The 22,567-nt window shown below is 51.5% G+C and carries 19 protein-coding genes; 10 read left to right on the plus strand and 9 right to left on the minus strand.

All coding sequences use genetic code 11. The annotated features are described in order from the left end of the window. The first annotated feature begins 38 nt into the window (after nucleotides 1-38). The 4 genes from UNDKW_RS00505 to UNDKW_RS00520 all read left to right on the plus strand — a co-directional run bounded on the left by UNDKW_RS00505 (nucleotide 39) and on the right by UNDKW_RS00520 (nucleotide 3,892). A complete protein-coding gene (locus tag UNDKW_RS00505; protein ID WP_162057143.1) occupies nucleotides 39-1,454 on the plus strand; it encodes a sigma-54 dependent transcriptional regulator in 1,416 nt (471 codons plus the stop codon). Next, a complete protein-coding gene (locus tag UNDKW_RS00510) occupies nucleotides 1,451-2,818 on the plus strand; it encodes a PAS domain-containing sensor histidine kinase (RefSeq protein WP_162057144.1) in 1,368 nt (455 codons plus the stop codon). The genes UNDKW_RS00505 and UNDKW_RS00510 overlap by 4 nt, the downstream gene beginning before the upstream one ends. A gap of 104 nt (nucleotides 2,819-2,922) precedes the next feature. Then, nucleotides 2,923-3,432 carry a DUF1993 family protein gene (locus UNDKW_RS00515; RefSeq protein ID WP_162057145.1) on the plus strand — a complete coding sequence of 170 codons (510 nt, stop codon included), beginning with the start codon at nucleotides 2,923-2,925 and terminating at the stop codon, nucleotides 3,430-3,432. Nucleotides 3,433-3,580: 148 nt separating this feature from the next. After that, nucleotides 3,581-3,892, plus strand: a complete 312-nt coding sequence (locus UNDKW_RS00520) for a TonB-dependent receptor (protein ID WP_162061701.1) — start codon at nucleotides 3,581-3,583, stop codon at nucleotides 3,890-3,892. Nucleotides 3,893-3,935: 43 nt separating this feature from the next. On the opposite strand, the gene UNDKW_RS00525 is transcribed toward UNDKW_RS00520, so the two are convergent. Beyond that, nucleotides 3,936-4,442 (minus strand): RodZ family helix-turn-helix domain-containing protein, encoded by a 507-nt coding sequence (locus UNDKW_RS00525; RefSeq protein ID WP_162039258.1) that lies wholly within the window; start codon nucleotides 4,440-4,442, stop codon nucleotides 3,936-3,938. 428 nt (nucleotides 4,443-4,870) lie between these two features. Here UNDKW_RS00525 and tagH point away from each other — a divergent pair, with 428 nt between their 5' ends. The 4 genes from tagH (at nucleotide 4,871) to UNDKW_RS00545 (ending at nucleotide 9,281) form a co-directional block, all read left to right on the plus strand. Beyond that, complete coding sequence (gene tagH / locus UNDKW_RS00530) at nucleotides 4,871-6,157, plus strand: type VI secretion system-associated FHA domain protein TagH (RefSeq protein WP_162057146.1); 1,287 nt, start codon at nucleotides 4,871-4,873, stop codon at nucleotides 6,155-6,157. Between the two features lie 6 nt (nucleotides 6,158-6,163). Then, on the plus strand, nucleotides 6,164-6,955 hold the full coding sequence (locus UNDKW_RS00535; RefSeq protein ID WP_162057147.1) for a PP2C family serine/threonine-protein phosphatase: 792 nt from the start codon (nucleotides 6,164-6,166) through the stop codon (nucleotides 6,953-6,955). A 79-nt stretch (nucleotides 6,956-7,034) separates the two neighbouring features. Further along, a complete protein-coding gene (locus UNDKW_RS00540) occupies nucleotides 7,035-8,759 on the plus strand; it encodes a serine/threonine-protein kinase (RefSeq protein WP_232063181.1) in 1,725 nt (574 codons plus the stop codon). A gap of 12 nt (nucleotides 8,760-8,771) precedes the next feature. After that, on the plus strand, nucleotides 8,772-9,281 hold the full coding sequence (locus tag UNDKW_RS00545) for a TssQ family T6SS-associated lipoprotein (protein ID WP_162057149.1): 510 nt from the start codon (nucleotides 8,772-8,774) through the stop codon (nucleotides 9,279-9,281). A 65-nt stretch (nucleotides 9,282-9,346) separates the two neighbouring features. On the opposite strand, the gene UNDKW_RS00550 is transcribed toward UNDKW_RS00545, so the two are convergent. Continuing rightward, nucleotides 9,347-10,558, minus strand: a complete 1,212-nt coding sequence (locus tag UNDKW_RS00550; RefSeq protein ID WP_162057150.1) for a Xaa-Pro peptidase family protein — start codon at nucleotides 10,556-10,558, stop codon at nucleotides 9,347-9,349. A 729-nt stretch (nucleotides 10,559-11,287) separates the two neighbouring features. After that, on the minus strand, nucleotides 11,288-14,059 hold the full coding sequence (locus UNDKW_RS00555; RefSeq protein ID WP_162057151.1) for a TonB-dependent siderophore receptor: 2,772 nt from the start codon (nucleotides 14,057-14,059) through the stop codon (nucleotides 11,288-11,290). A 428-nt stretch (nucleotides 14,060-14,487) separates the two neighbouring features. Here UNDKW_RS00555 and UNDKW_RS00560 point away from each other — a divergent pair, with 428 nt between their 5' ends. Further along, the gene (locus UNDKW_RS00560; RefSeq protein WP_197893062.1) at nucleotides 14,488-15,402 is read left to right on the plus strand and encodes a collagenase; all 915 of its coding nucleotides are present in this window, start codon (nucleotides 14,488-14,490) and stop codon (nucleotides 15,400-15,402) included. A gap of 54 nt (nucleotides 15,403-15,456) precedes the next feature. On the opposite strand, the gene UNDKW_RS00565 is transcribed toward UNDKW_RS00560, so the two are convergent. The 6 genes from UNDKW_RS00565 to UNDKW_RS00590 all read right to left on the minus strand — a co-directional run bounded on the left by UNDKW_RS00565 (nucleotide 15,457) and on the right by UNDKW_RS00590 (nucleotide 20,531). Beyond that, entirely contained in the window at nucleotides 15,457-16,128 is a 672-nt protein-coding gene (locus tag UNDKW_RS00565; protein WP_162057152.1) for a methylamine utilization protein, read from the minus strand. A 287-nt stretch (nucleotides 16,129-16,415) separates the two neighbouring features. Further along, entirely contained in the window at nucleotides 16,416-16,865 is a 450-nt protein-coding gene (locus UNDKW_RS00570) for a group 1 truncated hemoglobin (RefSeq protein WP_162057153.1), read from the minus strand. Nucleotides 16,866-16,898: 33 nt separating this feature from the next. Then, nucleotides 16,899-17,747, minus strand: a complete 849-nt coding sequence (locus tag UNDKW_RS00575; protein ID WP_232063469.1) for a DUF3034 family protein — start codon at nucleotides 17,745-17,747, stop codon at nucleotides 16,899-16,901. Between the two features lie 171 nt (nucleotides 17,748-17,918). After that, nucleotides 17,919-18,383 carry a group 1 truncated hemoglobin gene (locus UNDKW_RS00580; RefSeq protein ID WP_162057154.1) on the minus strand — a complete coding sequence of 155 codons (465 nt, stop codon included), beginning with the start codon at nucleotides 18,381-18,383 and terminating at the stop codon, nucleotides 17,919-17,921. 10 nt (nucleotides 18,384-18,393) lie between these two features. Beyond that, complete coding sequence (locus UNDKW_RS00585; RefSeq protein ID WP_232063470.1) at nucleotides 18,394-19,230, minus strand: DUF3034 family protein; 837 nt, start codon at nucleotides 19,228-19,230, stop codon at nucleotides 18,394-18,396. 149 nt (nucleotides 19,231-19,379) lie between these two features. Beyond that, on the minus strand, nucleotides 19,380-20,531 hold the full coding sequence (locus UNDKW_RS00590; RefSeq protein WP_162057156.1) for a lipopolysaccharide assembly protein LapB: 1,152 nt from the start codon (nucleotides 20,529-20,531) through the stop codon (nucleotides 19,380-19,382). Nucleotides 20,532-20,845: 314 nt separating this feature from the next. On the opposite strand from UNDKW_RS00590, the gene UNDKW_RS00595 reads away from it, so the two are divergent. Next, a complete protein-coding gene (locus UNDKW_RS00595; protein ID WP_162057157.1) occupies nucleotides 20,846-22,558 on the plus strand; it encodes a sensor domain-containing diguanylate cyclase in 1,713 nt (570 codons plus the stop codon). Nucleotides 22,559-22,567 lie beyond the last annotated feature (9 nt).

Consider the following 22,567-nt stretch of genomic DNA (forward strand, 5'->3'; position numbering starts at 1 on the left):
ATAGGCAGCCTGTTTTCACTCATTGGTAATTGAAGGCCATGCCAGCAGCATTAGCAAATCAACGTATCCTGATCATAGATGACGACAACTCGGTGCTGGTGTCGCTGGCCTTGCTGCTGAAGCAAGCTGGCTATACCAGCATCAGTTGTGACGATGCGCAGCAGGCAATGCAGATACTGGCAACGCAAGAGATCAACCTGGTCTTGCAGGACATGAATTTTTCCCTGCAAACTACGGGGGAAGAAGGCCTGGCTTTATTGGCTGACATCAAGCGTCTGTATCCAGCTTTGCCAGTGTTGCTGATGACGGCCTGGGGTTCAATTGCGCTGGCGGTGCGCGGCGTCAAACTCGGGGCCGCAGATTTTTTTACCAAGCCCTGGGATAATACCCAACTGCAGGAACTGATACGCAGCACGCTGGAGATGGCACAAGTTGCCATGCCCGCTAATGCAGATCGCCAGGCGCTGGACAGGCAGTTTGATTTCAGCGACATCATAGGCGAGCATGCTGAATTGCTGAAGGTATTGGCGACCATAGGCCGGGTTGCCAAAACCAATGCCTCAGTCCTGATACTAGGTGAGAGTGGTACTGGCAAGGAACTCATCGCCGACGCGATACACCGCAACAGCCCGCGCGCTGGCAAAGCCATCGTCAAAGTGAACATGGGGGCAGTGACGACGAGCCTGTTTGAGAGCGAAATGTTTGGTCATGTCAGAGGTGCGTTCACGGATGCCAAAAGCGACCGTAAGGGTCACTTCGCCATGGCCAGCCAGGGCAGTTTATTTCTCGATGAAATCGGTGAACTGAACCGCAACGACCAGGTCAAGCTTTTGCGGGTATTGCAAAATCAAAGCTATCAGGTAGTCGGTGCCAGCAAGACCGAGCAGGCTGACGTGCGCATTATCTCGGCCACCAACCGCGAACTCGCCGAACTGGTTGCCAGCAATGAATTTCGTGAAGACCTGTATTACCGCCTGAACCTCATCACCATACGCTTGCCACCCTTGCGTGAACGCCGCAGTGATATCCCACTGCTGGCAAACCGCATGATGGCAGGCCTGGTGCATAGCTATGGCATGCAGCCAGTCATCCTTGCACCATCCGCACTGAACTGGCTGAGTAGCAGGGCATGGCCGGGCAATATACGCCAGCTCAGGCAATGTCTGGAGCGAACCCTGCTACTGGTGGGCAAGCCTGTTCTCGAGCAACATGATTTTCTGTTTGCCGAACAGCATGAAGAAGCACAAGGCCAGGGCATGAGTATGAGCATGGCTGGCATGACACTCGATCAGGTAGAAAAACTGATGATAGAAAAAGCCATGGAACAGCATAATGGCAATATCACCCGCGTCGCCAAGGCTTTGGGCCTGAGCAGATTTTCACTGTACCGCAGGCTGGAAAAACATCAGATCACTGTTACTGAGGATGATGATGGTAATGAGGTAAAGCAATGAGCCTGAAGCGGCGCTTGCTGGCTTATCTATTCATTATCCATGGTATTTTCCTGGGTCTGGCTTTCAGCTTTTACCTGAGCCAGCCCTTGCTCATCGTCTTTCTGGAACTGGGCCTGGCTTGTAGCCTGGCGCTGGGCATTCACCTCGTCAACAAGGTCTTGCAGCCACTGGATTTTGCCCAGCAATTTCATGATCTTTTGCAAGATGAGAATTATGCCAGCCGCATCAAACCGGACAGCAACAAGGAAATCAATGAGCTGGTCATGCTGTTCAACCGCATGCTCGAAGCCCTGTATAAAGAAAGGCTGGAACTCGGCGAGCAACGTGGCTTTCTGGACCGCTTGCTGGAAGCGACACCAACTGCAGTCATTGTATTTGATTTTGACGACAAGATCAGCCTGATGAATGCCAGTGCCCAGGGCTTGCTGGGTAGCAGGGATCTGGCGGGATGGAGCTTGCCGCAGTTGATGCTGGACAGTGATATTTCCAGCAATAGCGGGTTGCTGCAACAACTGCAACAGTTGCAAAACCTGTTGCCTGGTGAAAGTACCGTGTATGGTGATACCGAGGGCAGGCGCTATCGCTGCCAGAGAAACCAATTCACAGACCGTGGCTTCAAGCGCGATTTTTTATTGATCGACGAGATCACGGCAGAACTGGCCAGTTCAGAAAAAGCCACTTATGAAAAACTCATAAGGGTGCTGGCACATGAAGTCAATAATACGGTGGCAGCAACCGGGTCGGTACTCGAATCATTGCTGTTCTATAGCGGACAATTGCAGTCTGAGGATGCGCATGATTTTATTACTGCCATCACCGCTGTCAGGAAGCGTAATGGCAATCTTGGTGAATTCATAGAACGCTTTACCCGCGTCGTCAAAATGCCGGAACCTGAATTGAAGTCGCATGACCTGGCCGCCATGCTGGATGGTATTGTTTATCTGTACCGTCAGCAATGCAGCGAGCTGGGCATCAGTTTCAACTGGGTGGCACGTGAAGAACTGCCATTGCAAATGCTGGATGGACATTTGATGGAACAGGCTTTATTGAATATCGTCAAGAATGCGATTGAAGCTGTCGAATCATCGATCAGGCAGGGGCGGTATGAGTCTGGCTATGTCAGTCTCGAACTCAGGCGTGACCCCAATACCCAGAGCATACTGTTATCCATCAGGGATTCTGCCAATCTTTTATCGGATGTGCCACACGGACAATTGTTTACACCTTTCTTCACGACCAAGAAAGGTGGCCAGGGCATAGGACTGATGTTTGTGCGTGAGGTCTTGAACCGGCATGGCTATAGTCATAAACTCATGGCAAATGGCCAGGGTGAGACCAGTTTTGATATCTTTATCGATGGCTGATACAGGGAAAATTCAGGAAAATTCTAAGCTCATACGCAAATTTTCTATCCATCCTATAATGCAGCGCCATTCGGCGCATTCTGCCAACTATTTAGGAGATTTCCATGTCCATTTCCATGTACGCTGCCTCTGTTCCCGTGTTTAACCAGATGCTTGATAGCCTCAGCGATGTCCTGAAAAAAGCTGAAGCGCATGCGACAGCCAAGAATATCCCGGCAGAGAATTTCTTGCAGGCGCGTTTGTTCCCTGACATGCTGGCGTTGACACGTCAGGTACAGATCGCTGCTGACTTCGCCAAAGGTGTAACTGGCCGTCTGGCCCAGGCTGAATTGCCTGCCTACGAAGACAATGAGCAGACTTTTGCAGAGCTGCAAGAGCGTATCGCCAAGACCAAGGCTTTCATTGCCACGCTGGATGCATCCAAATTTGAAGGCAGCGAGACCCGCAACATCGTCTTGCGCCCAGGTACACCAAAAGAACAGACTTTCACTGGCCAGGTTTATTTGTTGAACTACGGCTTGCCGCAATTCTTTTTCCATGTGACGACGGCGTATGCCCTGTTCCGTCATAACGGTGTGGAAATTGGTAAAAAAGATTTTATGGGTTTGCGTTAATTTAATTTCGTAGGTTGAGTTTACCTCGTAGGTTGGGCCGGGCCTCGCTAGGCTACGGTTTACCAGCCCAACACTGTGCTTTTGATAAACGTATAAGTTATTTAAAAGCCGAGTGTTGGGCTGATACCCCGTAGCCCAACCTACACGAATTAAGCCGCCACCGCAAAACCCTGCACCGCCTTCAACCTCAAATGATAACTACAGCGCCGTCACCAATACTGCCAATTTTGATGAACAGGGCAAGCCTATCGCATCTGCCACCCAGGGTAACAAGGCTGACAAGCTGACATACAAATTGTCTGCCGCCTACCGAGCTTTTGATAATCTCCTGTTGCGTGCTTCGTATGGCACGGGTTTCAAGATGGCCAGCATGAGCGATATCACATCACCGCTGACGCACAGTGGCAATACCGGTGGTACTTATCCCTGCCCGGTTCGTATAACTTCTGATCAGAGTTGACTCATACCTGCCCCGCAGTCATTTGAAGAAAACCAGGGGAGGGTCAGTGCTGTAAATTGAAATAGGCATAAGCCAGCGCCGCTGCAATAAACAGGCAGATATAAATACCCAGTGCAGAACCCTGATTTTGCACTGGACTGCCTGGGCGGCGGGGCTTATCCGTCTTGCTTGCCGTCTGCCGTTTTTTATCCGTATCTGCCGCCATCAAGGCCAGGATAGGTCCGGGATCAAGTTTGACCAGCTTCGCATATGCGCGTGTGAAGCCTTTGACTATCGCCGCTTCTGGCAGGGCGGGATAGTCGTCTTTTTCCAGTGCTATGATTTGGCGGGGTGCCAGTTTCAACTGGGCCGCCACCTGTTCAACTGACCAGCCAAGTGCCGTGCGTCCGGCTGCCAGTTTGGCACCGGGTGAAGCTGCCAGTCTTTGTGCTTCAGCCTCGATCAAATCCGCAGCGATTGGTTGACCGAGCCGTGATTCAATCAATTCCTGATAATGAAACGTACCAGTGACTTCTGACAGAGCAGGCTGACTATGTTCAGAATCTTTCATTACCCTTGCCTCATATATAACAATCGTCCATATGTGCTGCCATTGCATAAATGGCAGCATACTATAACAGCAATAAAGAGCAGATCATGCTCAAGCTTGCACAGTGGTATTCATGCTGCTTGCCAAATTTGGAAACCGATATTTAATTGATATCAAGTGTCGTACTTTGTCGTAATGTATGCTGCAAACAGCAAAACTTGGCTCCGCCGAGTCGCCGATTTCATGATAATCGGGTAAGCTGCGAGTTCATGTTGACATGGCAAGATATTAACTTGGTGGTCTTTGCGGGAAATAATCATTTATTTGAGCATTAATGCCACCATTCTTGCCAGAATCAGCATAAAAAGCACTGTCGTAAGATTATCTCAAACTGCCTGTTCAGGATACTTATTTTATAGGCGATACAAAATGGTTTTGGAGTGCCACTAATGATTAAAATTGCCGTTGTTTCTTACAATAACGAAGCACCAGCCGATCCGGTTTCTGCTGTATTCGGCCCGGAACCAGCTACCATGGGGAGAAATGTAGAAAATTTCCTCGCACTGCCCGACCCCAAGCACTTCGTTTCACGTACCCAGGCCAATATCTGGAGTACCGGTAGCCGGCATTTCATCCATAACCTCAGTCTGGCCAATCCTGTTTCTATCAATGGCAAGGAAATAGTGGCAGAAACAGATGTGGAATTTCATGCCGGGGACCAAATACAGGTTGGCCTGTATGTATTGCGTGCCGACGCCGTAGACCTTGCCGCAGAGGAGCAAGCAAGCGAAGTTGCCAGTGAAACTTTGGCTCCGGCAGCACAGGTGCAGGCAGAAACTGCTCCTGAAGCTCAAAGCGATGAATTAAAAACAAATACCCAGGCTGAAGCACCGTCAGCCAGCCCGGCAGTGACACGTTTGTCCACCGGCAAAGAAGTGCCTGCGGCACAGCCCCCACAATTCCTGCTGCGTCCGGAAGTAGTCGCTTCCCAGGGAGATGCTGCTGGCACAGACAACAAATCCGTCGCCCAGGCTGAAACCGCAGTCGCTGATGCTCAGCCTGTCCAGGCTGGTGCGGCAAAGCCGGAAGTTGCCAAGGCTGCAAGTGCGCCAGCTACTGCTACCACTAATGCCACTGCTAATGCCAATGAGCTCATGCAAGCTTTCCTGCAGGGCGCCGGTTTGCAGCAATTGAACCTGGCTTCTGGCCTGACTGTGGAATTGATGGAAACCCTGGGCAAATTCATGGCGACTTCAGTACAGGGAGCGATGGAAGAGTTGTCCCAGCGCGCATTGCTCAAGCGGGAAGTGAAAGCAGAAGTAACCATGGTTGTCTTAAGGGAAAACAATCCCTTAAAATTTTTCCCTGACAGTAAAACCGTGCTGACCCAGATGTTGCGTAAAAAGATGCCGGGTTTCATGGCACCTGCTGAGGCGATGGAAGATGCTTTTTTTGACATACGTACTCACCAGATGGGGGTAGCTGCAGGTACCCGCGCAGTGACCGATGCCATTCTGAAAACCTTGCAGCCCAGCCATGTGGAAGCACAACTGGGAACACCTGGTCTGATGGACCAGATTAATCCAGGTCGTCGCAAAGCTGCCATGTGGGATCAGTTTAATGTCTTGTATGAAGGTATTGCATCCGGCAAGAAAGATGAGTTCCAGGCGATGTTTGGCAAGGAATTTTTGCTTGCCTATGAAAAAGAAGTAGAAAAAGCAGAGTCAAACCGCTAGTTTTCTGTGCATAAACCTAACCTTAAGCTTGCCATGCATCTGGATGCAGCACAATTTACTGCCATCGGTACCCGGAAAACCAATGAAGATGCACTGGCTTGGGCAAATGAAGATGAACTTGCCTGTTTTGTGCTGGCCGATGGCACGGGCGGCCATTCTGGTGGTGAAATTGCAGCCAGGCTGGCGATCGATGCGGTCATAGAGAAATTCGTACGCGAAGCCTCGTTCAGTGCCAGGGCCTTGCGCTCTTATCTGGACTGGGCGATCCTGAAAGTGGCACAAAGCAAGCGGGATAATCTGAGCCAGCGGCAGATGAGCACCACGATTGCTGCGGTGCTGATAGACCAGAGCAATCGCTGCGCCTTGTGGGCGCACATGGGGGACACCAGGATTTACCAGTTCCGCCAGGGCAGGATCAAGGCAGTGTCAAAAGACCATAGCCAGGCCCAGCGCCTGGTCGATGCAGGGATGGCAGATTATTCGCGGATACGCCAGCACCCTCATCGCAACCGGCTGTTTGCTGCCATCGGTGCCGAGGGCGACAGTGTCCCCGAAGTGACGGCAGATGCCCTAGAATTACGCCATGGTGATGCCTTTCTCATGTGCACTGATGGTTTTTGGGAATGGGTACTTGAGCATGAAATGGAATTTTGCCTGGCAACGACCAACAGTAGTGAGGCCTGGTTAAGTAAAATGAATGCCATTGCAGAAAAAAATATTAGTACGTCAAAGGCAATTAACAGGGATAATTTCTCGGCTTTTGCAATTTGTCTGCATGATGAGCAGGTAAAACGCTGAATTAACCCGAACCGGAAGCCGAAAATGTGGTCAACACATGGCTTCTGCTTCTAAAAAGAAACTAAGATCCGAGTCAGCCTTGAACACAGAAAAAGCACTCGCCGCTGCAGCACCAACTGCATTTCATGCAGGTACCGAGAATTGTCTCGCTGTCGGCACGCGGCTAAATGACTTTGAAATCACCGGTGTATTGGGTGAGGGTGGCTTTGGTATTGTGTATCTGGCTTTTGACCATTCCCTGCAGCGCACGGTAGCCATCAAGGAATACATGCCAGGTGCACTGGCAGGTCGCTCTGCCGATACCAGTGTGACCGTCAGGTCAGAGCGGCACAAGGCTACCTTTGAAGCCGGTTTGAAGAGTTTTATCAATGAAGCGCGCCTGCTGGCCCAATTTGACCACCCTTCGTTGGTCAAGGTGTACCGTTTCTGGGAAGAAAACAAGACCGCCTACATGGTCATGCGCCATTACGATGGTCATACCCTCAAGCAAATCGTCAATAAACGCCCCAAGCTGGTGACCGAAGCCTGGTTGCGGTTTATCTTCAAGCAGATACTGGAAGCGCTCGATACCCTGTACCGTTCCAAGATTTTGCACAGGGATATTTCACCTGACAATATCATCGTGCAAAAGAATGGCGTGGCTGTCTTGCTGGATTTTGGTTCTGCCCGCCAGATCATTGGTGACATGACGCAAGGCATGACGGTCATCCTCAAGCCCGGTTATGCACCGATAGAACAATATGCCGACGATGTAGAAATGCCCCAGGGCTCATGGACTGACATCTATGCCCTGGCTGCGGTCATGTATTTTGCGATCATGAAATCGCCGCCGCCGATATCAGTGGGCCGGGTCGTCAAGGATACCATGCTGCCCCTGCAGGATGGTGAGCATGCAGGTTTCAGTGCCAAGTTCCTCAAGGGCATAGACCATGCGCTGGCAATACAGCCGCAAGACCGTCCGCAAAGCATGGATGAATTCCGTCAGTTGCTGGGTATCAGCTCGTTTGCTTCTGTGCGCAAATCGCGCAAGGGCAGGGAAGAGCATGCTGCAGGCATGGCAGAGGGGCAGGATCATGTGCATGCCTTGCCCGTCAAAGATACTTCAGCCGTCAAAACACACAGGCCGGAAGCCAAAATTGCAGAAGGTGGGACGGCAGTGTCAGCAAAGTCCGGCAAGCTTTTAGTGCCCATGCTGGCGCTAGCCGCAGTATTGATCGTGGTGATTGCTTATCTTGCCAGTCGCCAGGGTGCTAACAAGCCCGGGCAAACCTTGCTTGCTGCTCCAAGCCCTGCTTCCACTGCTGCATCAGCAGCGCAGTCAGTGCCCACTCCAGTATCGTCGGCCGTAGCAGTGCCGCTTGAAAAAACTGCAACAGCGGCCAGCAATGCTGCGCCCGCACCTGCAAGTGTGGCAGAAGCTGCCGACAAACCAGATCCGGAAAAACTGGCATGGGACAAGCTCAAGGACGATAATACAGTGACGCCTGAGGCCTTGAACGCCTACTTGCAGCAATATCCGCAAGGCAAATTTACCGAGGCGGCGCAAGCACGCCTCAAAGAAGTCAAGGCAGCCAAGGCTGCGGCGGCCAGCAAACTTAACCTCAAGCTTGCCATCAAGCCCTGGGGCACGGTTTTTGTGGATGGCGTACAGCAGGGGGCCAGTCCGCCTCTCAAGCATTTGAGTCTGGCTGCAGGCAAGCATAAGATCAGAGTGACCAACCCTGGCTTCCCCGACTTCATTACCGAAGTTGAAGCCGGAAAAACCACGACTGCAACCATAGAACATGAGTTCACGAATAAGTAAAGTGTAAGAAAAATGAATAAATTAGCCCAAACGCTGTCTGTGGCTGGTCTGATGGTGGCATGTGTGCTTCTGCAGGGTTGCGAAACGGCGCCCAAGCAGGCTCCGGCTCCCAAGCCTGTCGTAAAGCCAAAAGAACCACCGCCGCCACCACCTCCTCCGCCTGTAGAGCCTGCAGTTCCTGCGCTGAGTCCGGACGTGCAGGCATTGAAAGATGGTACGGCCCTGTATGACGGTGGTGACTACAATGGCGCCATCAAAAAAATGGGTGGCAATGAAATCTGGAGCGGTCATAACAAGGATGTGCAACTGGGCGCCTTGAAAATCATGGCCTTCAGTTACTGCGTGACTTCCCGCACGCAATTGTGCCGCCAGCAATTTGACAAGGCCCTGAAGCTGGACCCCACTTTCAATTTGTCAGCCGCTGAAATTGGTCATCCCGTCTGGGGACCGGTATTCCTGAAATCCAGGAATGCCGTAAAGGCACCAGCCAAGAAAAAAGAAAGCACCGCCGTAAGCAAGTAAGTTAGTACTAAGTGAGCAGATAAGTGAGTAGATACTACCGGCATGGAAGATGCCGGTAGCAGATATCAATCGCGGCCAAACGGCGCATCAACTGCATGGCTTTGGCCCGTGAACCAGCGTGGCCCTTGTTCGGTCATGTAGAAATGGTCTTCCAGGCGTATGCCAAATTCGCCTTCTATGCAAATCATGGGTTCATTGCTGAAACACATGCCAGCCGCCAGCGGGCGCTGATTACCCTTGACCAGGTAAGTCCATTCATGAATATCCAGGCCTATGCCATGACCGGTACGGTGCGGCAGGCCGGGTAACTGGTAGTCAGGACCAAAACCGGCTGCTGCCAATACTTTTCTCGCTGCCGCATCGACCTGTTCGCAAGGCACACCTGGCTGTGCCGCATCAAATGCGGCTGCCTGCGCGGCTTTCTCCAGTTCCCAGATATCACGCTGGCGCTGACTGGGTTTGCCAAACACATAGCTGCGCGTGATGTCCGAGTTGTAGCCATGCAGCTTGCAACCGGTATCAATCAGTACCATGTCACCTTCGCGTAAAAACAGCTCGGCATCCGGGCCATGTGGCATGGCAGTCGCTTCACCAAAGCTGACAATACAAAATGTTGATGCGCTGCCGCCATAGGCGCGATGCGCCTGGTCAATAAAGCGGGCAACTTCAAAAGAAGAAATCCCTTCATGCAAGATCTTTGCTGCCTTCTTTTGCACTTCCAGCGTCAGGTTCTTGACCTGCTGCATGATGGCCAGTTCGGCTGCTGACTTATGCATGCGGCACTCTGCCGTGATGCTGCTGGCATTGATGATCTGTGCCAACGGCAAGGTGCGGCGCAGCCCGTCGAAAATAAAAAAGGCAGCATTTTCATCGAGTGCGATGGTGGTGCTTTTATAACCTGAATCTTGCAGGAATGTTTTGATCAGCAGGCAAGGATCATCTTCTTCTTGCCACAGGCGGATGTCAGCATCTGCGCCCAGAGTTTCGCGCAGTTTGGAATCTTCAAAACAGGGGCACACATAAGTCAGCTTAGCATCTGGCGTTAGTATTGCTGCCGTCAGGCGTTCACTCGGATACCAGCGCAGGCCAGTAAAATAATACAGGCTGCTGCCAGCCGGCAAGATCATGGCATCCACACCATTTTGCTGCATTAGCCTGGCCGCCTTTTCTACCCTGGCCTGACGCTCTGCCGCACTGATCGGGCTGACATCGCTGAAGTCTGTCTGGATGCTGGCTAATTCTAGGGCTGCTGTGGAACCGCCTATGCCTGATGTCATGCTGGTACTCCGGTGTGGGTGTTGATGGATGCGGGGGAGAATAGTATAAAGCGGGGGCTTGGGTCTTGATGGTTTGTGCTTGGGGTTTTGACGAAATCGGCATAGTGATGGAGCCTGTGGTGTAATCACTGATCGCTGATGCAATCTAATAAATTGCCACGATTCTCGATAGACCGTATCTTTAATGGCGTCATTCCAGCATGTTTTTGGCTGGAATCCAGTGGCGTTCGTTGCGTACTGTTAGGTATATTAATTTCAGATTCGTCGTGTTTTGCGCATTTGTTTTTTGGAATACGCTTACACGTAATTTACAATTGCCGGTCGGGGGTAGCCCGACAGCTACTCACTTTTCTTGCCGTCGCCAAGAAAAGTAAGCAAAAGAAGGCGACCCAGGCATAGCCGCCCCTAAAGGGGTTCCCGTTTGCGCAATACAAAAAATGGGAAGGCCCGAAACTCGCTTCGGCCTTGCCCCTAGGAACATGCGCTTGCAAGCGCATGTCGTTACGCAAGCACGCAGCAGTGCTCCCTACGCGGGCCGGCCGAAACCTCTGCTACACCTCAAACAGCGGCTCTTCTTTTTCCATTTTCTGCCTCGCAGCAAAGGCATCGACACATGGAAACTGCAAAAAGTCAAAAGCAAAGTCAAAGACAACCCCAAAAGTCAAGACCGGTTGATTTATCTTTCTGGAGCTTAATGCGGTTGCCTTTGATCTCTCCTTAGCCCTGCTCTTAAAACTTATGCTCAAACGACAATTTCAACACGCGACCACGCAAAGGCAATGGGCTGCCTGGGCGCATTTGCATGACAGTTTCGCGGTTGAAGGCGTTGAACAGGTTCATGGTCAGCAGTGTGTTTTTCCAGCCTTTGTAATTGAGCGAGAAATCTACTGTGGTGTCGGCAGCAACTTTGCACTGATCGACGGCGACGCCACGGTCTATACAACCTTGTTCAGTGTTGGCACTGTCGAGGTCGCCCCAGCTTAATGTGGTGCCGCTGGTGTAGTAGATGCGGGTGCCTGCGTTCCAGTCGCCGTTGGCCCAGCCGAGTTTGGCGATGGCGCGGATTTTTGGTACGCCGCGACGGCCTACATAGTTTTCGCTATAGTCATTGGTGAAGGAACTCCAGCTACGGTAATCAGTCTGGTAATTCATTTCCAGACCGGTACTGAGCTTGCCTGCGCTACCCAGATTCCATTTGCTGTTGACATCAACGTCGACACCAGCGACCTTGGTCTTGGTCAGATTCGCATATTGCGCACCAATGGTGGCGATAGGACCGATGGTGAAGCCCAGGGGTTTGCCTGCCAGCTCAGATGCGCGCTGGGCCAGCTCTATGTCCTGGGTCGTCATGACACCACGTTCTACCAGCCCGGCTTTTTTATCTTCATTGGCCAGGGTTTCATCGACGCCGAGTACTGAGATTTCATCGCGGCGCTTGATGTTGTAATAATCGATGGTGATGCTGGTGTCTTTGGTCGCTTGCAAGACCAGACCCAGGGTGAAGCTGTTGGATTTTTCTGGTTTCAAATCCTTGTTCGGCAAGACACGTGCCGGGAAACTGACCGAGCAACCCAGGTTGTAAGCAACGCTGGCATTGGCCTGATCAATGGAATTACCTTTTTTCAGGGCATCAGACATCTGTGTCGCCATGGCGTAGCGTTTTGGATCGAGGTAACCATTGTTGAACCAGGATGCGCCGCCATTGCCTGTCTCTGGCAAGCTCGGTGCGCGGAAACCTTCCGCTGCGGTACCGCGCAGCATCAGGAAATCCGTGGCTTTGTACGAGAGACCGAGTTTTGGAACTACCGCTGCTTCTGTCGTGCCGGATTTGTCTGCGCGCAGAGCGAAACTGCCTTCCAGCTGTTTGGTGAACGGTGCGTTCAATTCAGCAAATGCGGCACCGACATTGCGTGAGCCTTGTATGGAGACACCGCTGAATTGCACGATTTGTGCATTCAATACATTGTCGCTGCTGGCCTGTTCAAAAGTCTCATGACGCAGGTCGAAGCCAGTCGCCAGTTGCAGGGGGCCGCCGCCCAGGGCCATCAATTCACGTGAGGCCTTGAAGTCCAAAAAGGTTTGAGTAGAAGTGCCGTGCGAACCCATTTCCGGGAACATTTTGTCGAGTACTGCTTGCGAGTTTGTTGCGCCAAATTTATATTCTCCCTTCACGATGGCATCGTAGTAACCATAGCGGTCGCGGTACAGGTGCTGCTTCTGGGTTGCGGTAGAACTCATGCGTCCTATGGCACCGTCCCATTCCCAGCCCAGATGAGTGCCTTCCAGACCAACCAGAACACGGTATTGCTTCGCTTCACCCACGTTCTTGAACATCTCTGGATTATCGGCGAAGCGATAGTTCAAACCCACCGGGAAGGAGTAGGGATTGAAAGGGTGACCAACCGGTAATTGCGGGTCAGTAAAATACTGCATCTGCCCCTTGATGGAGTCATACCAGGTCAGCGGCACGCCGGTGATATTCGAGCGCGGGACCGAGGTATAGTAAGTACTCTTGGTGTTCGAGAAATTGACTTCGGCAAAACCGGTCAGGTTGTCACCCAGCTTTTTTCTGCCCATGCTGAAGAAGGCAATCCGGTCGGCTGCGGGATTCGCATCACTGTCTTTCCAGTAGTCATAACGGCACAGGCCACCTATGAGCAGTGACGGTGCACACCCCGGGGCTGCGGTCGTGAAGGATTTTCCAGCAAGACTGGCATCGGCATAATTGGCAGGGTAGCGCCCGGTATAGTTGCCGGGGTAAGAGCCGGTCGACAGGGAGGCGCGGTCCGGATTCATTTTCAGGTACCAGTCCGGCAGTTGTGGAAAGATGTCGCGGTCTTTGTAAGCACCACGATGATAGGCTTCCAGGTGACCAAAGACATTGTAGCCATCTTTCTTCATGTCGCCAGCACCTACTGTGATAGAGGCAGTCTGGGATTTGTTCAGCATGCTGTTGCGCAGTGATTGCTGGGCACTGGCATTCAGGGTCACGCCCTTGAAGTCTTTGCGAGTAATGATATTGATGACACCTGCAACAGCGTCAGAACCATAAATCGCCGAGGCACCATCCTTGAGGATTTCTATGCGTTCTATCGCATTCGCCGGTATCGCATCGATATTCACGAAGGTAGCCTGCAAACCATCAGCAAAACCATAGCTGGGCAGGCGGCGGCCATTCAGCAAGGTCAGCGTTGCAGACAAACCAAGATTGCGCAGCGATACACCCGATGCGCCACTGGCCCAGGAGTTGGCACCACCGAGGTCGCTGATGGCACTGCGGTCATTATTGCTAAGATTGTCGAGGATGTCCTTGACGGTATTGGCACCGCTGTCCATGATTTCCTGACGAGTCAGGACTTGCACCGGCGACGCAGTTTCGCTGTCCAGGCGTTTGATATTCGAACCGGTCACAACGACTTTTTGTACCGGTGCAGCATCTTGTGCATAGCTGCTTTGCAGTCCCATCAGCGCAATCGAAATGGCCAATGCGGATTTTTTCATAGTAGGTAGGTTTTTCAAAGTATGCTCCATAGTTTTGAGGTTGCCCTCTGTCTCACCATTCAATCCCTCGAATGAACAGCCATTTCCATTTCACTTTGCGTCTGCATGTGCATGGATATCTTCCGGGTCTGGTTCCCGCCTTTTTGTGACAGGGCTGGGCCAGCCTTCTCTTTATATGGTGCAAATTCACGCCTGGGTTTTTACCCTGCTTCGCTCTGCACGGCAGGGGTGTTTGTCATCAGCATGCCTTTGCCAGATCACCGCCAAAATCTGGAAAAAATAAGAAATCCAAATTCCGGCGGGACTCAAATGTACCAATATAAATATATTTAAGGTATATTTATAAAATATTTGCGGCGTATTTGCAACGCGCTGATATCAAGATGTAAGCTTGTTTTGCAGCAGAGAAATGAAAAAGGGAGACGGAGTTGAAATTCAGAAATAATGGGATGCTGTCCTTGCCTTTGCTGGCTCTGGGCCTGGTCGCTTGCAGCAGCAATCCGCAGCAGGCGCATAATTCACATGATCTTGCGCGTGACCAGGAAATACAAAAAGTACTGACGCATGTTCATCAGTGCAGCCCTACGCTGAGCCTGCGTTCACAGGCATTGACGCCGGAAGATGAACGCAAGTCTTGCGAGATGCTTGGCGCGCTTGAGCAACAGTTTCATGGCATCTTCGGTACCGCAGGCAAGCCGGTGAAGGATGACCATAATGGCAGCCTCAGAGCCAATATCTACCAGTCCAAGGAAGACTTCATCAAATACGCGACCCAGCATTTTGATATGCCGACCAATAACGGTGGCATGTATCTGGAAGGTTATCCTGAAAGACCGGGCAATCAGGCCGAGTTTGTCGCCAACCAGAAAAAAGATGGCAGTGTGCTCAATCTCGGCCATGAGTATGTGCATTACCTCGACGGTCGTTTCAATCTGTATGGTGACTTTTGCGCGAATTTGCACGACTCTCATGCGCCACCAGAAAACTGCGCCAAACCTGCACCAATGACACCTTATCTGGTGTGGTGGACTGAAGGCATTGCTGAGTATGTTTCCAGGGGCAAGGATAATCCGGCTGCCATCAAACTTGCTGCTGAAAAGACTTATGCATTGAGTCAGTTATTCGATACCGGCTATGAAAACAATAACGGTACTGCGCGCATATATAGCTGGGGTTATCTGGCCGTGCGCTTCATGATGGAAAAGCACAGGCCAGAGATAGAGCAGATGCTGGTATTCACACGCAGTGGTGACTACTCGCGCTATCAATCTCTGGTCAGATCATGGGGTACGGGCATGGATAAAGAGTTTGCAGCCTGGCTAGATAGTCTGGCTAAAGCGTAGTTGGAATGAGGCCGGACACTCGCGTCCGACTTCATTTTCTCAGGCAGCCATTACTCAGTAAGCAGCAGATTTCGATTTTCTTGGGACCGGCACAAAATCAAACTGCCATTTGACCGGGGTTGCCTGGTCATTGACTTTGACAGTCTGGCTCAGTGGCGGCTTGATGCTGCCCAGAATTGGATGCCAGGCCTTGATTTCGTAATTGCCATCTGGCAGTTTATCCAGCATGGCAGCGCCGTTCTGATCCGTCTTGACGAAGTAGGGTGTGTCCAGCACCAGCACATAGGCGCGCATCCAGTTATGCAGGAGGCAATAGACGATGACGATGCCGGGTTTGTCGAAGATCACAGGTGGTGGTACCACGCCGCGTTCATAAGTCTTGATTTCAAATTCCTTGGTCGCCGAGAAAGACTTCACATGATGTTCCATCTTGTCATAGTTGGGGAACTTGACTTGTGAGCCTGTGCGTATTGCCGTTACATACGGTGAGAACTGCATATCGTTTTGCGATATGATAGCCTCGGTTTTTTCTGAGGCTGGCAAGGGCGCGCCTACTGGTGTCGCATATACGACGACATCGCTCATGGCATTGCCATTTTTATCGACCGCCTGGAAATTCAGTTTTGCTGCATGTGCTACCATGGGTGAGCTTGCCACCAGTGTCAACGTCACCGTCAGCGCCAGAGCGAGCAAGCTGCGATACTTTTGCAAAAATAATAGCTTCATTTTTACCACCTTTAGATTAGAACTCATTTCATAAATATGAATGAGATGCGTTTGCCTCATAACACGGACCGGTAACACGTTGTGGTTGTCAATTGTGGCACTATTTTCAATAAATCCAATGTTGTCTGATACGTGTTATGAGGCAAACCCTTCGGGAACTGACGATTTGGGTGCATTGCTGCGTTGCGTCCTTTGCTAAGGCATGAGCCTTAGCTGCAGGCCACGCCTTGCACTGCATCCCAAATCGCCTTGTTCGCACTCATCCCTATTTATGAAATGAGTTCTACTTACTTGGACACGATGGGACGCTGCATGGGTGCCAGTTTGGCGATCAGCCTGTTTTGCACAGATGATGGTACATCATGTTTTTCCATGGCGATCTGCAAGTCTTCTGCCAGTGCATTGAAATGGGCATTCGTCACTTCCATGTCCTTGTGTACGTCTGCCATGCTGCGGCCACTGTATTTGCAAGGGCCACCGCTGAGTTCACAGAATTGTTCGGTCAGCAGGCTGGCCAGTCTTTCTGTATCTGTTTCCTTGAAAGCCTTATTGATGCGCGCATCATCGAGCACGATGGCAACGAAGGAATTGACGAAAGTACTGATGCCGGTTTTGCCACCCAGACTTTGATACAGGGCGTCATTGCCGGTTTGCGCATGGGCAGGCAGGCTGGCAAACAAACTGATAAACAAAGTGGAAGCGGCTATGGTTTTGCACAGGCGGGAGAGAATATTCATGATAGGTCTTTTTTATAGATAGTCAGTGGGCGCTCAGAATCCTGCTTGCAGGGACAAGTACCAGCCACGCTGATTTTTTGGATTGAAGATGGTGATGTCACCCAGTGTCGCGTAAGCCGCCGTGACAGACACATTCTTGGTTGGGAACCAGGCGACAAACACGTCGTAATAATCTTTTTCATTATCCACGCCCAGATTGCGCGGCTTCATGCGGTATTCAGCACCGACCGCCAGTTTGCGGTTGATCAGATAAGCAACTGAGGTTTCCAGCATGGGTTTATAGCTGTCTTTCTTGTCGCCACCAAAGCCCAGTATGCCCATCTGGTTGGCCTTGGTCATGCGCACCGTACCATTCAGCAGCAGGCTTTGTTCGAGCAGGATCTTGGTCGCAGAAAAATAGTAATCAACGCCGCTGTCATCCTTTGCACCGAGTTGCTTAACGTTAGTCACACCCAGTGCACCGAGACCACCTATGCCTTTGTTGCGCTTGTACATGGCACCAACGGCGATTTGTGGCATCCAGCTGTCCTGGTCATATACCGCATCACCGGCAACTTTGACTTTGACGCCCAAAATATCCTGTTTGATATTCAGCGCATTCAAAGGGGCCTGCGAGCCTGTGAATTCCTGGCTGGCGAGCGACAGCTCTACCCGGTCGGCAATGCCAACTGCAACGCCATAGGTTTTCAGGCTGTAGTCCTGAGTGTTGACCTGGGTATAGTGGGCATTGGCACCATAGCTGTCGCGCGTACCATAGCCTGTGATCAAGGCCCATGGCGTCAGACCGCCGCCGCCCGCACCTTCGAGCTGGCTGACACCGCCAGTAGCTGTCAGTTTGCCCATGTCCGGTTTCAGCATGTCCTGGGCCAGGCTGGCCTGCATGCAGAAAACGCTGCTGCCTGACAGGGCCAGGGCAACAAATTTATTCTTCATTTGCATCATATCTCCTCTTTATAAAGCGGCAATCTCGCACGAAAAACCGTGTATCTGCTCTTTGTACGAAGGCTACTGAAAATCAGATTCAGATTTAATGCAAAAAAAAAGATAAAAATATCAGGGTTGCGCCTTGGGGAAAACGATGTCGCGTTTCATCGGAGCCAGCAAGGCCATCAGGCGGTTTTGTGTGTTAGATGGAATGGCCAGTTTGTCCATGGCGATCTGTACATCTTCTGCCAGGGCATAAAATTGTGCAGCATTGATACCCAGACCCTGATGCACGGTTTTCATGTCATCTCCACTGTATTTGCAAGGGCCAGCACTGATGACACAAAATTGCTCTTTCAGTAATTGCGCCAGTCTGGGGATATTGGTTTCCTTGAAGCTGGCCTTGATGCGTTCATCCTGCAAAATGATGCCGACTGCTTCATCAACGATCTGACTGATACCGCTTTCACTACCCAGCGCCTGATACAGGGTTTGCGGTGTAGTCTGGGCCTGGACTGCAGAAGTGTTTGCCATTACTGCAAACAGCAAACAGGCAAGCGCGGGAATGGGTGGAATGGGTGATATGAATTTCATGCGCTTATCCTCAATTGCCGATTTGCAGTGACAGGTACCAGCCACGCTGGTTCTTCGGATTGAAAATGGTAATGTCACCCAGATGGGCATAGGCCAGTGTCAGTGAAACTGATTTGCTGGGAAACCAGGCCAGGAAGGCATCGTAGTAAGCCTTTTCATGATCGACCGCCAGATTTTGCGGTTTGCTGCGGTATTCGACGCCAGCGACTAGCTTGCGGTTGAGCAGGTAAGCAACCGACACTTCTGGCAATAACTGGTAATGGTTGCGCTTGTCGCCGCCAAACCCCAGCAAGCCCATCTGGTTGGCTTTGCTCAGACGTAAAGTGCCATTCAGTAGCAGGCTATGATCGAGTATCAGCTTGGTGGCCGACAGATAATAATCAATGCCGCTGTCATCCACCGCACCCAGTTGTTTGACGCTGGTGATACCCAGTGCCTCCAGACCTTTGACTGCATGATTGCGCTTATACATGGCGCCCAGGGCGACCTGGGGTTGCCAGGTGTCCTGATCCGTGACCAGGTCACCGGCTATTTTGAGTTTGATGCCGACGACATCCTGTTGCAGTTCGAGTTTGTCGAGAGGGGCCAGGCTGCCCGTAAATTTTTGTGTCGCCAGTGACATTTCCAGTTTGTCGGCAATACCGATAGCGACACCAGCAGTTTGCAGGCGATAGTCCTGGGTGCTGACCTGGGTGATATGGGCATTGACGCCATAGCTGTCTTCACTGCCATAACCGGTAATCGTCGCCCATGGTGTCAGACCACCACCGCCTGCGCCTTCCAGTTGTATCACGCCTCCGGTCGCCAGCAGTTTGCCTTTGTCGGGCATGGGCAGACCTTGCGCCATGGAGATACTGGCGCAAGCTGACAGAGTAAAGACGAGGAGGGATTTCAGGCGCAGCATGGTGACTATTCTCACGGCAGTTCGTGGTAATCCAGCCTGCGGCTGGAGCTGGCTTCATTTATACAAGCTAGTCAGGTGTTGCACAAGACCAATTAACGCTTTGCAACAAGTGTGTCAGGTTTATGAATTACGGCTTCTCTGGTCATGGCCTGGAGTCTGGCTTGCGCCTTTGCCTGCCCCAGCCTGGCCGCTTCCTGCAAATCAGCCTGCTCTTGCGCACCTTGCAGCATCGCCAGCTGGCTGAACAAATTGTAGGCCAGATGGTAGTCACGCCTGTCCAGGGCAACATCGGCAAGTACGCTGATGGTCAAGGCATAATTGCGTGAACCGGTCAGCCGGGATAGCTGCTCCAGGGCTTCATGCAGCATCTGGTCTGCGGCGTCGAGCGATCCCATCTTGCGTAAAGTGTCGCCTATTTGCATCAGGCAATTGCCTATGCTGGGTGCCCAGCCTGTGGGTTTGGCCAGTTGCAGTGCTTTTTGTAGCCATTCCAGTGCAGTTTCAAAATCATTTGCCTTGGTATAGCTATAACCTATATTGGCTGCAGTCAGGATGGCACGGCGAATCTGGCCAGAATCGAGACAGGCCTGATACGCCTTGCTCAGGTGGCTAACAGATTCGTCGAGCTGACCATTCAGGCCAGCATATAAACCAAGAAAATCATCCATCAGGGCGGCCAGGCCAGGGTGGATTTCTTTTGGGGTATTCCTCGAGGCAAAATAGCGGTCGAAATAGGATTTCGCCAATTTATCATCACGTAAAACCGCCACCCGGGCCAGGGCAGCGGCTGTACATTGCTTGCGCAAGACATCATCACCCTTGCTGGCTTCATCTATGGAGATGGCCATCTCTATGTCACATTCCACATGCTTGCCCTGGTCAGAGAAGATGAAACCCAGCATGCGATGGGCATCGCTGAGGGCGGCCGGGTCGAGATGCACGTCAGGGTGGCGCAGTATGGCCTGGATGATGGCTGCCGCGCTGTCGAGATCAGCATGCAGCCACTTTTCTTCTGCCCTGATCAACTGCAGGCGCAGATAGACCAGGGCTTTGTCGGTGTCCGTCCTGCAGGAGGTATTTAACAGTTTACTGACCTGTTCGCACAGGTTCAGGGCGCGGCTGCTGTCGCGCTGACGCAGGTGCCAGGCCAGTGTCAGTAATTCGTCGAGTTGTTCTTGCGTCACCGTTCCGGTCAAGCGCTGCTCTAACTGCGTAACTTCGCTATCGGTGGCGTATAAGTCCATGGTATGTTGGTTGCTCAAAAGAAATTTTTCATCAGAGTAACCGATTCATTTTATAAAAGAAATGGTAGAAATTTAAGCTGGCCTTTGTATTTCGTCTTGATCTGACCAGTCCATTTACCACAATACGCAAGATTTAATCTCTGTGTTGTCACATAAGTTGGTTTTAACAATTTTTAACGGTATATACTAAAGCCCCCTGATTTTTCTTCATGGTATTTTGCCGCTTTGGATAGCTAGAAGTAGCGGGGAAGTGCAGCACAGGATGCCGGACAGGAATTTCCGATCGCTTTTTTTGAGCCTGATTGAGCCCAAGTATGAGTCGTTCTTCTTTGCGTCGAGAATTGGTGATACCCATCATCGTCCTGGTGATAGGGGTGTCTGCCGCCATAGGATGGGTCTCCATGAAGGCCGGGACAGATGCCGTCTATACCCTGACGCAGCGCATACTTGGCGATATGGTCAACCGTATCAACCTGGCGACCGAAAAACACCTCGATGGCGCCCTGATTGCGCTGGAATCTGTCGCACCCAGTCCCAGCAATTTACCCAAAGAGCAGAATTTTTCTGCGGACATGAAAGCCCTGGAAGAAAAATTCTGGGCGGCCAGTGGCTTGTTCATGGATGTGAATAATTATGTGTACTTTGGCGGTAGCGACGGGCGTTTTGTCGGTGTTTACCGAATTTCCAGGGAAATGGTGCAATTGTTCTGGCGGGAACCCGATGGCGACAAGCGCACGGTGTATCGCGTCAGCCATGTCGGCGACCGTTCCAACGTCTTGCGTAGTGATGACTTCGATCCGCGTTTGCGCCCCTGGTACAAGATTGCCCAGACCTCGGAAAGACCGGTCTGGTCAAAAATCTACAATAATTTCTCTTTCCATTATCCGACTATCACACTGGCAAAATCGGTCTTTAACAAGAATCATGAGTTTGCCGGTGTCATGGCAACCGACCTGACGCTCAAGGAATTATCGAATTTCCTGCGTAAACTCGAGATCAGCAAGAACAGTGTCGCCTATATCGTCGATGCGGATGGTTATATTGTTGCCACGTCTGGCCAGGAACTGCCTGAGCGCACCGTGAATGGCGTGCCAGAACGCATGCGTGCCATCGATATGAAAACACCGCTGATCAGTGAGACTTTCCAAAGAGTCGGGAGCATGAAATTGCAGGCTACCCAGACACAATCGATGGAGCTCAGCAATGGCACCATTGATGTGGCGATTTCTCCACTGGGCAACAAGCAGGGCTTGAACTGGCTGACCGTGGTCGCCGTGCCCCGTGCTGATTTCATGAGCAGTATCAACCAGGGTTTCATGCAGAGTATGGTGATTGCCCTGGCCTGTGTGATCTTTGCTCTCACCATAGGCCTGACCATCGTCGAGCGCGTGATACGAGATATACGCAAGTTGACTTCTGCTGCTGAAAAATTTGGCAATGGCGAACCCATGCCCAGCCTGCAAATCCGTCGCACGGACGAGATAGGCGCACTGGCCCAGACTTTCATGGAGATGGAAAACAAGCTGCGCTATGACAAGCTGACCCAGGTGGCCAACCGTGAATCCCTGTTCACCCAGATCAATTACCTGCAAAAGCAGGCGCTGGAAAATCCTGGTGCCAGTGAAGGCTTTACCTTATTGTTCATAGACCTGGACCGCTTCAAATACATCAATGACAATCACGGCCATGATGCTGGCGACAAGGCCCTGGTTGTGATTGCTGCGCGTTTGCGCTCGGCTATCCGTGAGACGGATGAAGTGGCACGTTACGGCGGTGATGAATTCGTGTTGCTGCTGAAAGATACCAAGAGCTCTATCGATATCAACAATACCGTGGAAAAAATCTGCAATGTCGTCGAACAGCCAATTGCGCTCGAAGACATCGTTGTCAGTGTTGGTGTGTCGGTAGGCTGGGCCAGCTTCCCTGAGGATGGCAGTGATTATGTGCGACTCATCAAGATCGCCGACAGCCGCATGTATAACCGCAAGCGCGACCGCAAATCAGGCCAGTTCGTGCATCTGGCCTGATGGTTCTGA

The organism is Undibacterium sp. KW1 (assembly GCF_009937955.1).
Classification (GTDB): domain Bacteria; phylum Pseudomonadota; class Gammaproteobacteria; order Burkholderiales; family Burkholderiaceae_D; genus Undibacterium.

Bases quoted from the DNA above. Each gene is read 5' to 3' on its own strand.
- UNDKW_RS00545 (WP_162057149.1), top strand. From the start codon at position 8,772: ATGAATAAATTAGCCCAAACGCTGTCTGTGGCTGGTCTGATGGTGGCA.
- UNDKW_RS00550 (WP_162057150.1), bottom strand. From the start codon at position 10,558: ATGACATCAGGCATAGGCGGTTCCACAGCAGCCCTAGAATTAGCCAGC.
- UNDKW_RS00555 (WP_162057151.1), bottom strand. From the start codon at position 14,059: ATGAAAAAATCCGCATTGGCCATTTCGATTGCGCTGATGGGACTGCAA.
- UNDKW_RS00580 (WP_162057154.1), bottom strand. From the start codon at position 18,383: ATGAAATTCATATCACCCATTCCACCCATTCCCGCGCTTGCCTGTTTG.
- UNDKW_RS00505 (WP_162057143.1), top strand. From the start codon at position 39: ATGCCAGCAGCATTAGCAAATCAACGTATCCTGATCATAGATGACGAC.
- UNDKW_RS00570 (WP_162057153.1), bottom strand. From the start codon at position 16,865: ATGAATATTCTCTCCCGCCTGTGCAAAACCATAGCCGCTTCCACTTTG.
- UNDKW_RS00565 (WP_162057152.1), bottom strand. From the start codon at position 16,128: ATGAAGCTATTATTTTTGCAAAAGTATCGCAGCTTGCTCGCTCTGGCG.
- UNDKW_RS00525 (WP_162039258.1), bottom strand. From the start codon at position 4,442: ATGAAAGATTCTGAACATAGTCAGCCTGCTCTGTCAGAAGTCACTGGT.
- UNDKW_RS00595 (WP_162057157.1), top strand. From the start codon at position 20,846: ATGAGTCGTTCTTCTTTGCGTCGAGAATTGGTGATACCCATCATCGTC.
- UNDKW_RS00510 (WP_162057144.1), top strand. From the start codon at position 1,451: ATGAGCCTGAAGCGGCGCTTGCTGGCTTATCTATTCATTATCCATGGT.
- UNDKW_RS00585 (WP_232063470.1), bottom strand. From the start codon at position 19,230: ATGGCGCAAGGTCTGCCCATGCCCGACAAAGGCAAACTGCTGGCGACC.
- tagH (WP_162057146.1), top strand. From the start codon at position 4,871: ATGATTAAAATTGCCGTTGTTTCTTACAATAACGAAGCACCAGCCGAT.
- UNDKW_RS00590 (WP_162057156.1), bottom strand. From the start codon at position 20,531: ATGGACTTATACGCCACCGATAGCGAAGTTACGCAGTTAGAGCAGCGC.
- UNDKW_RS00575 (WP_232063469.1), bottom strand. From the start codon at position 17,747: ATGCAGGCCAGCCTGGCCCAGGACATGCTGAAACCGGACATGGGCAAA.
- UNDKW_RS00515 (WP_162057145.1), top strand. From the start codon at position 2,923: ATGTCCATTTCCATGTACGCTGCCTCTGTTCCCGTGTTTAACCAGATG.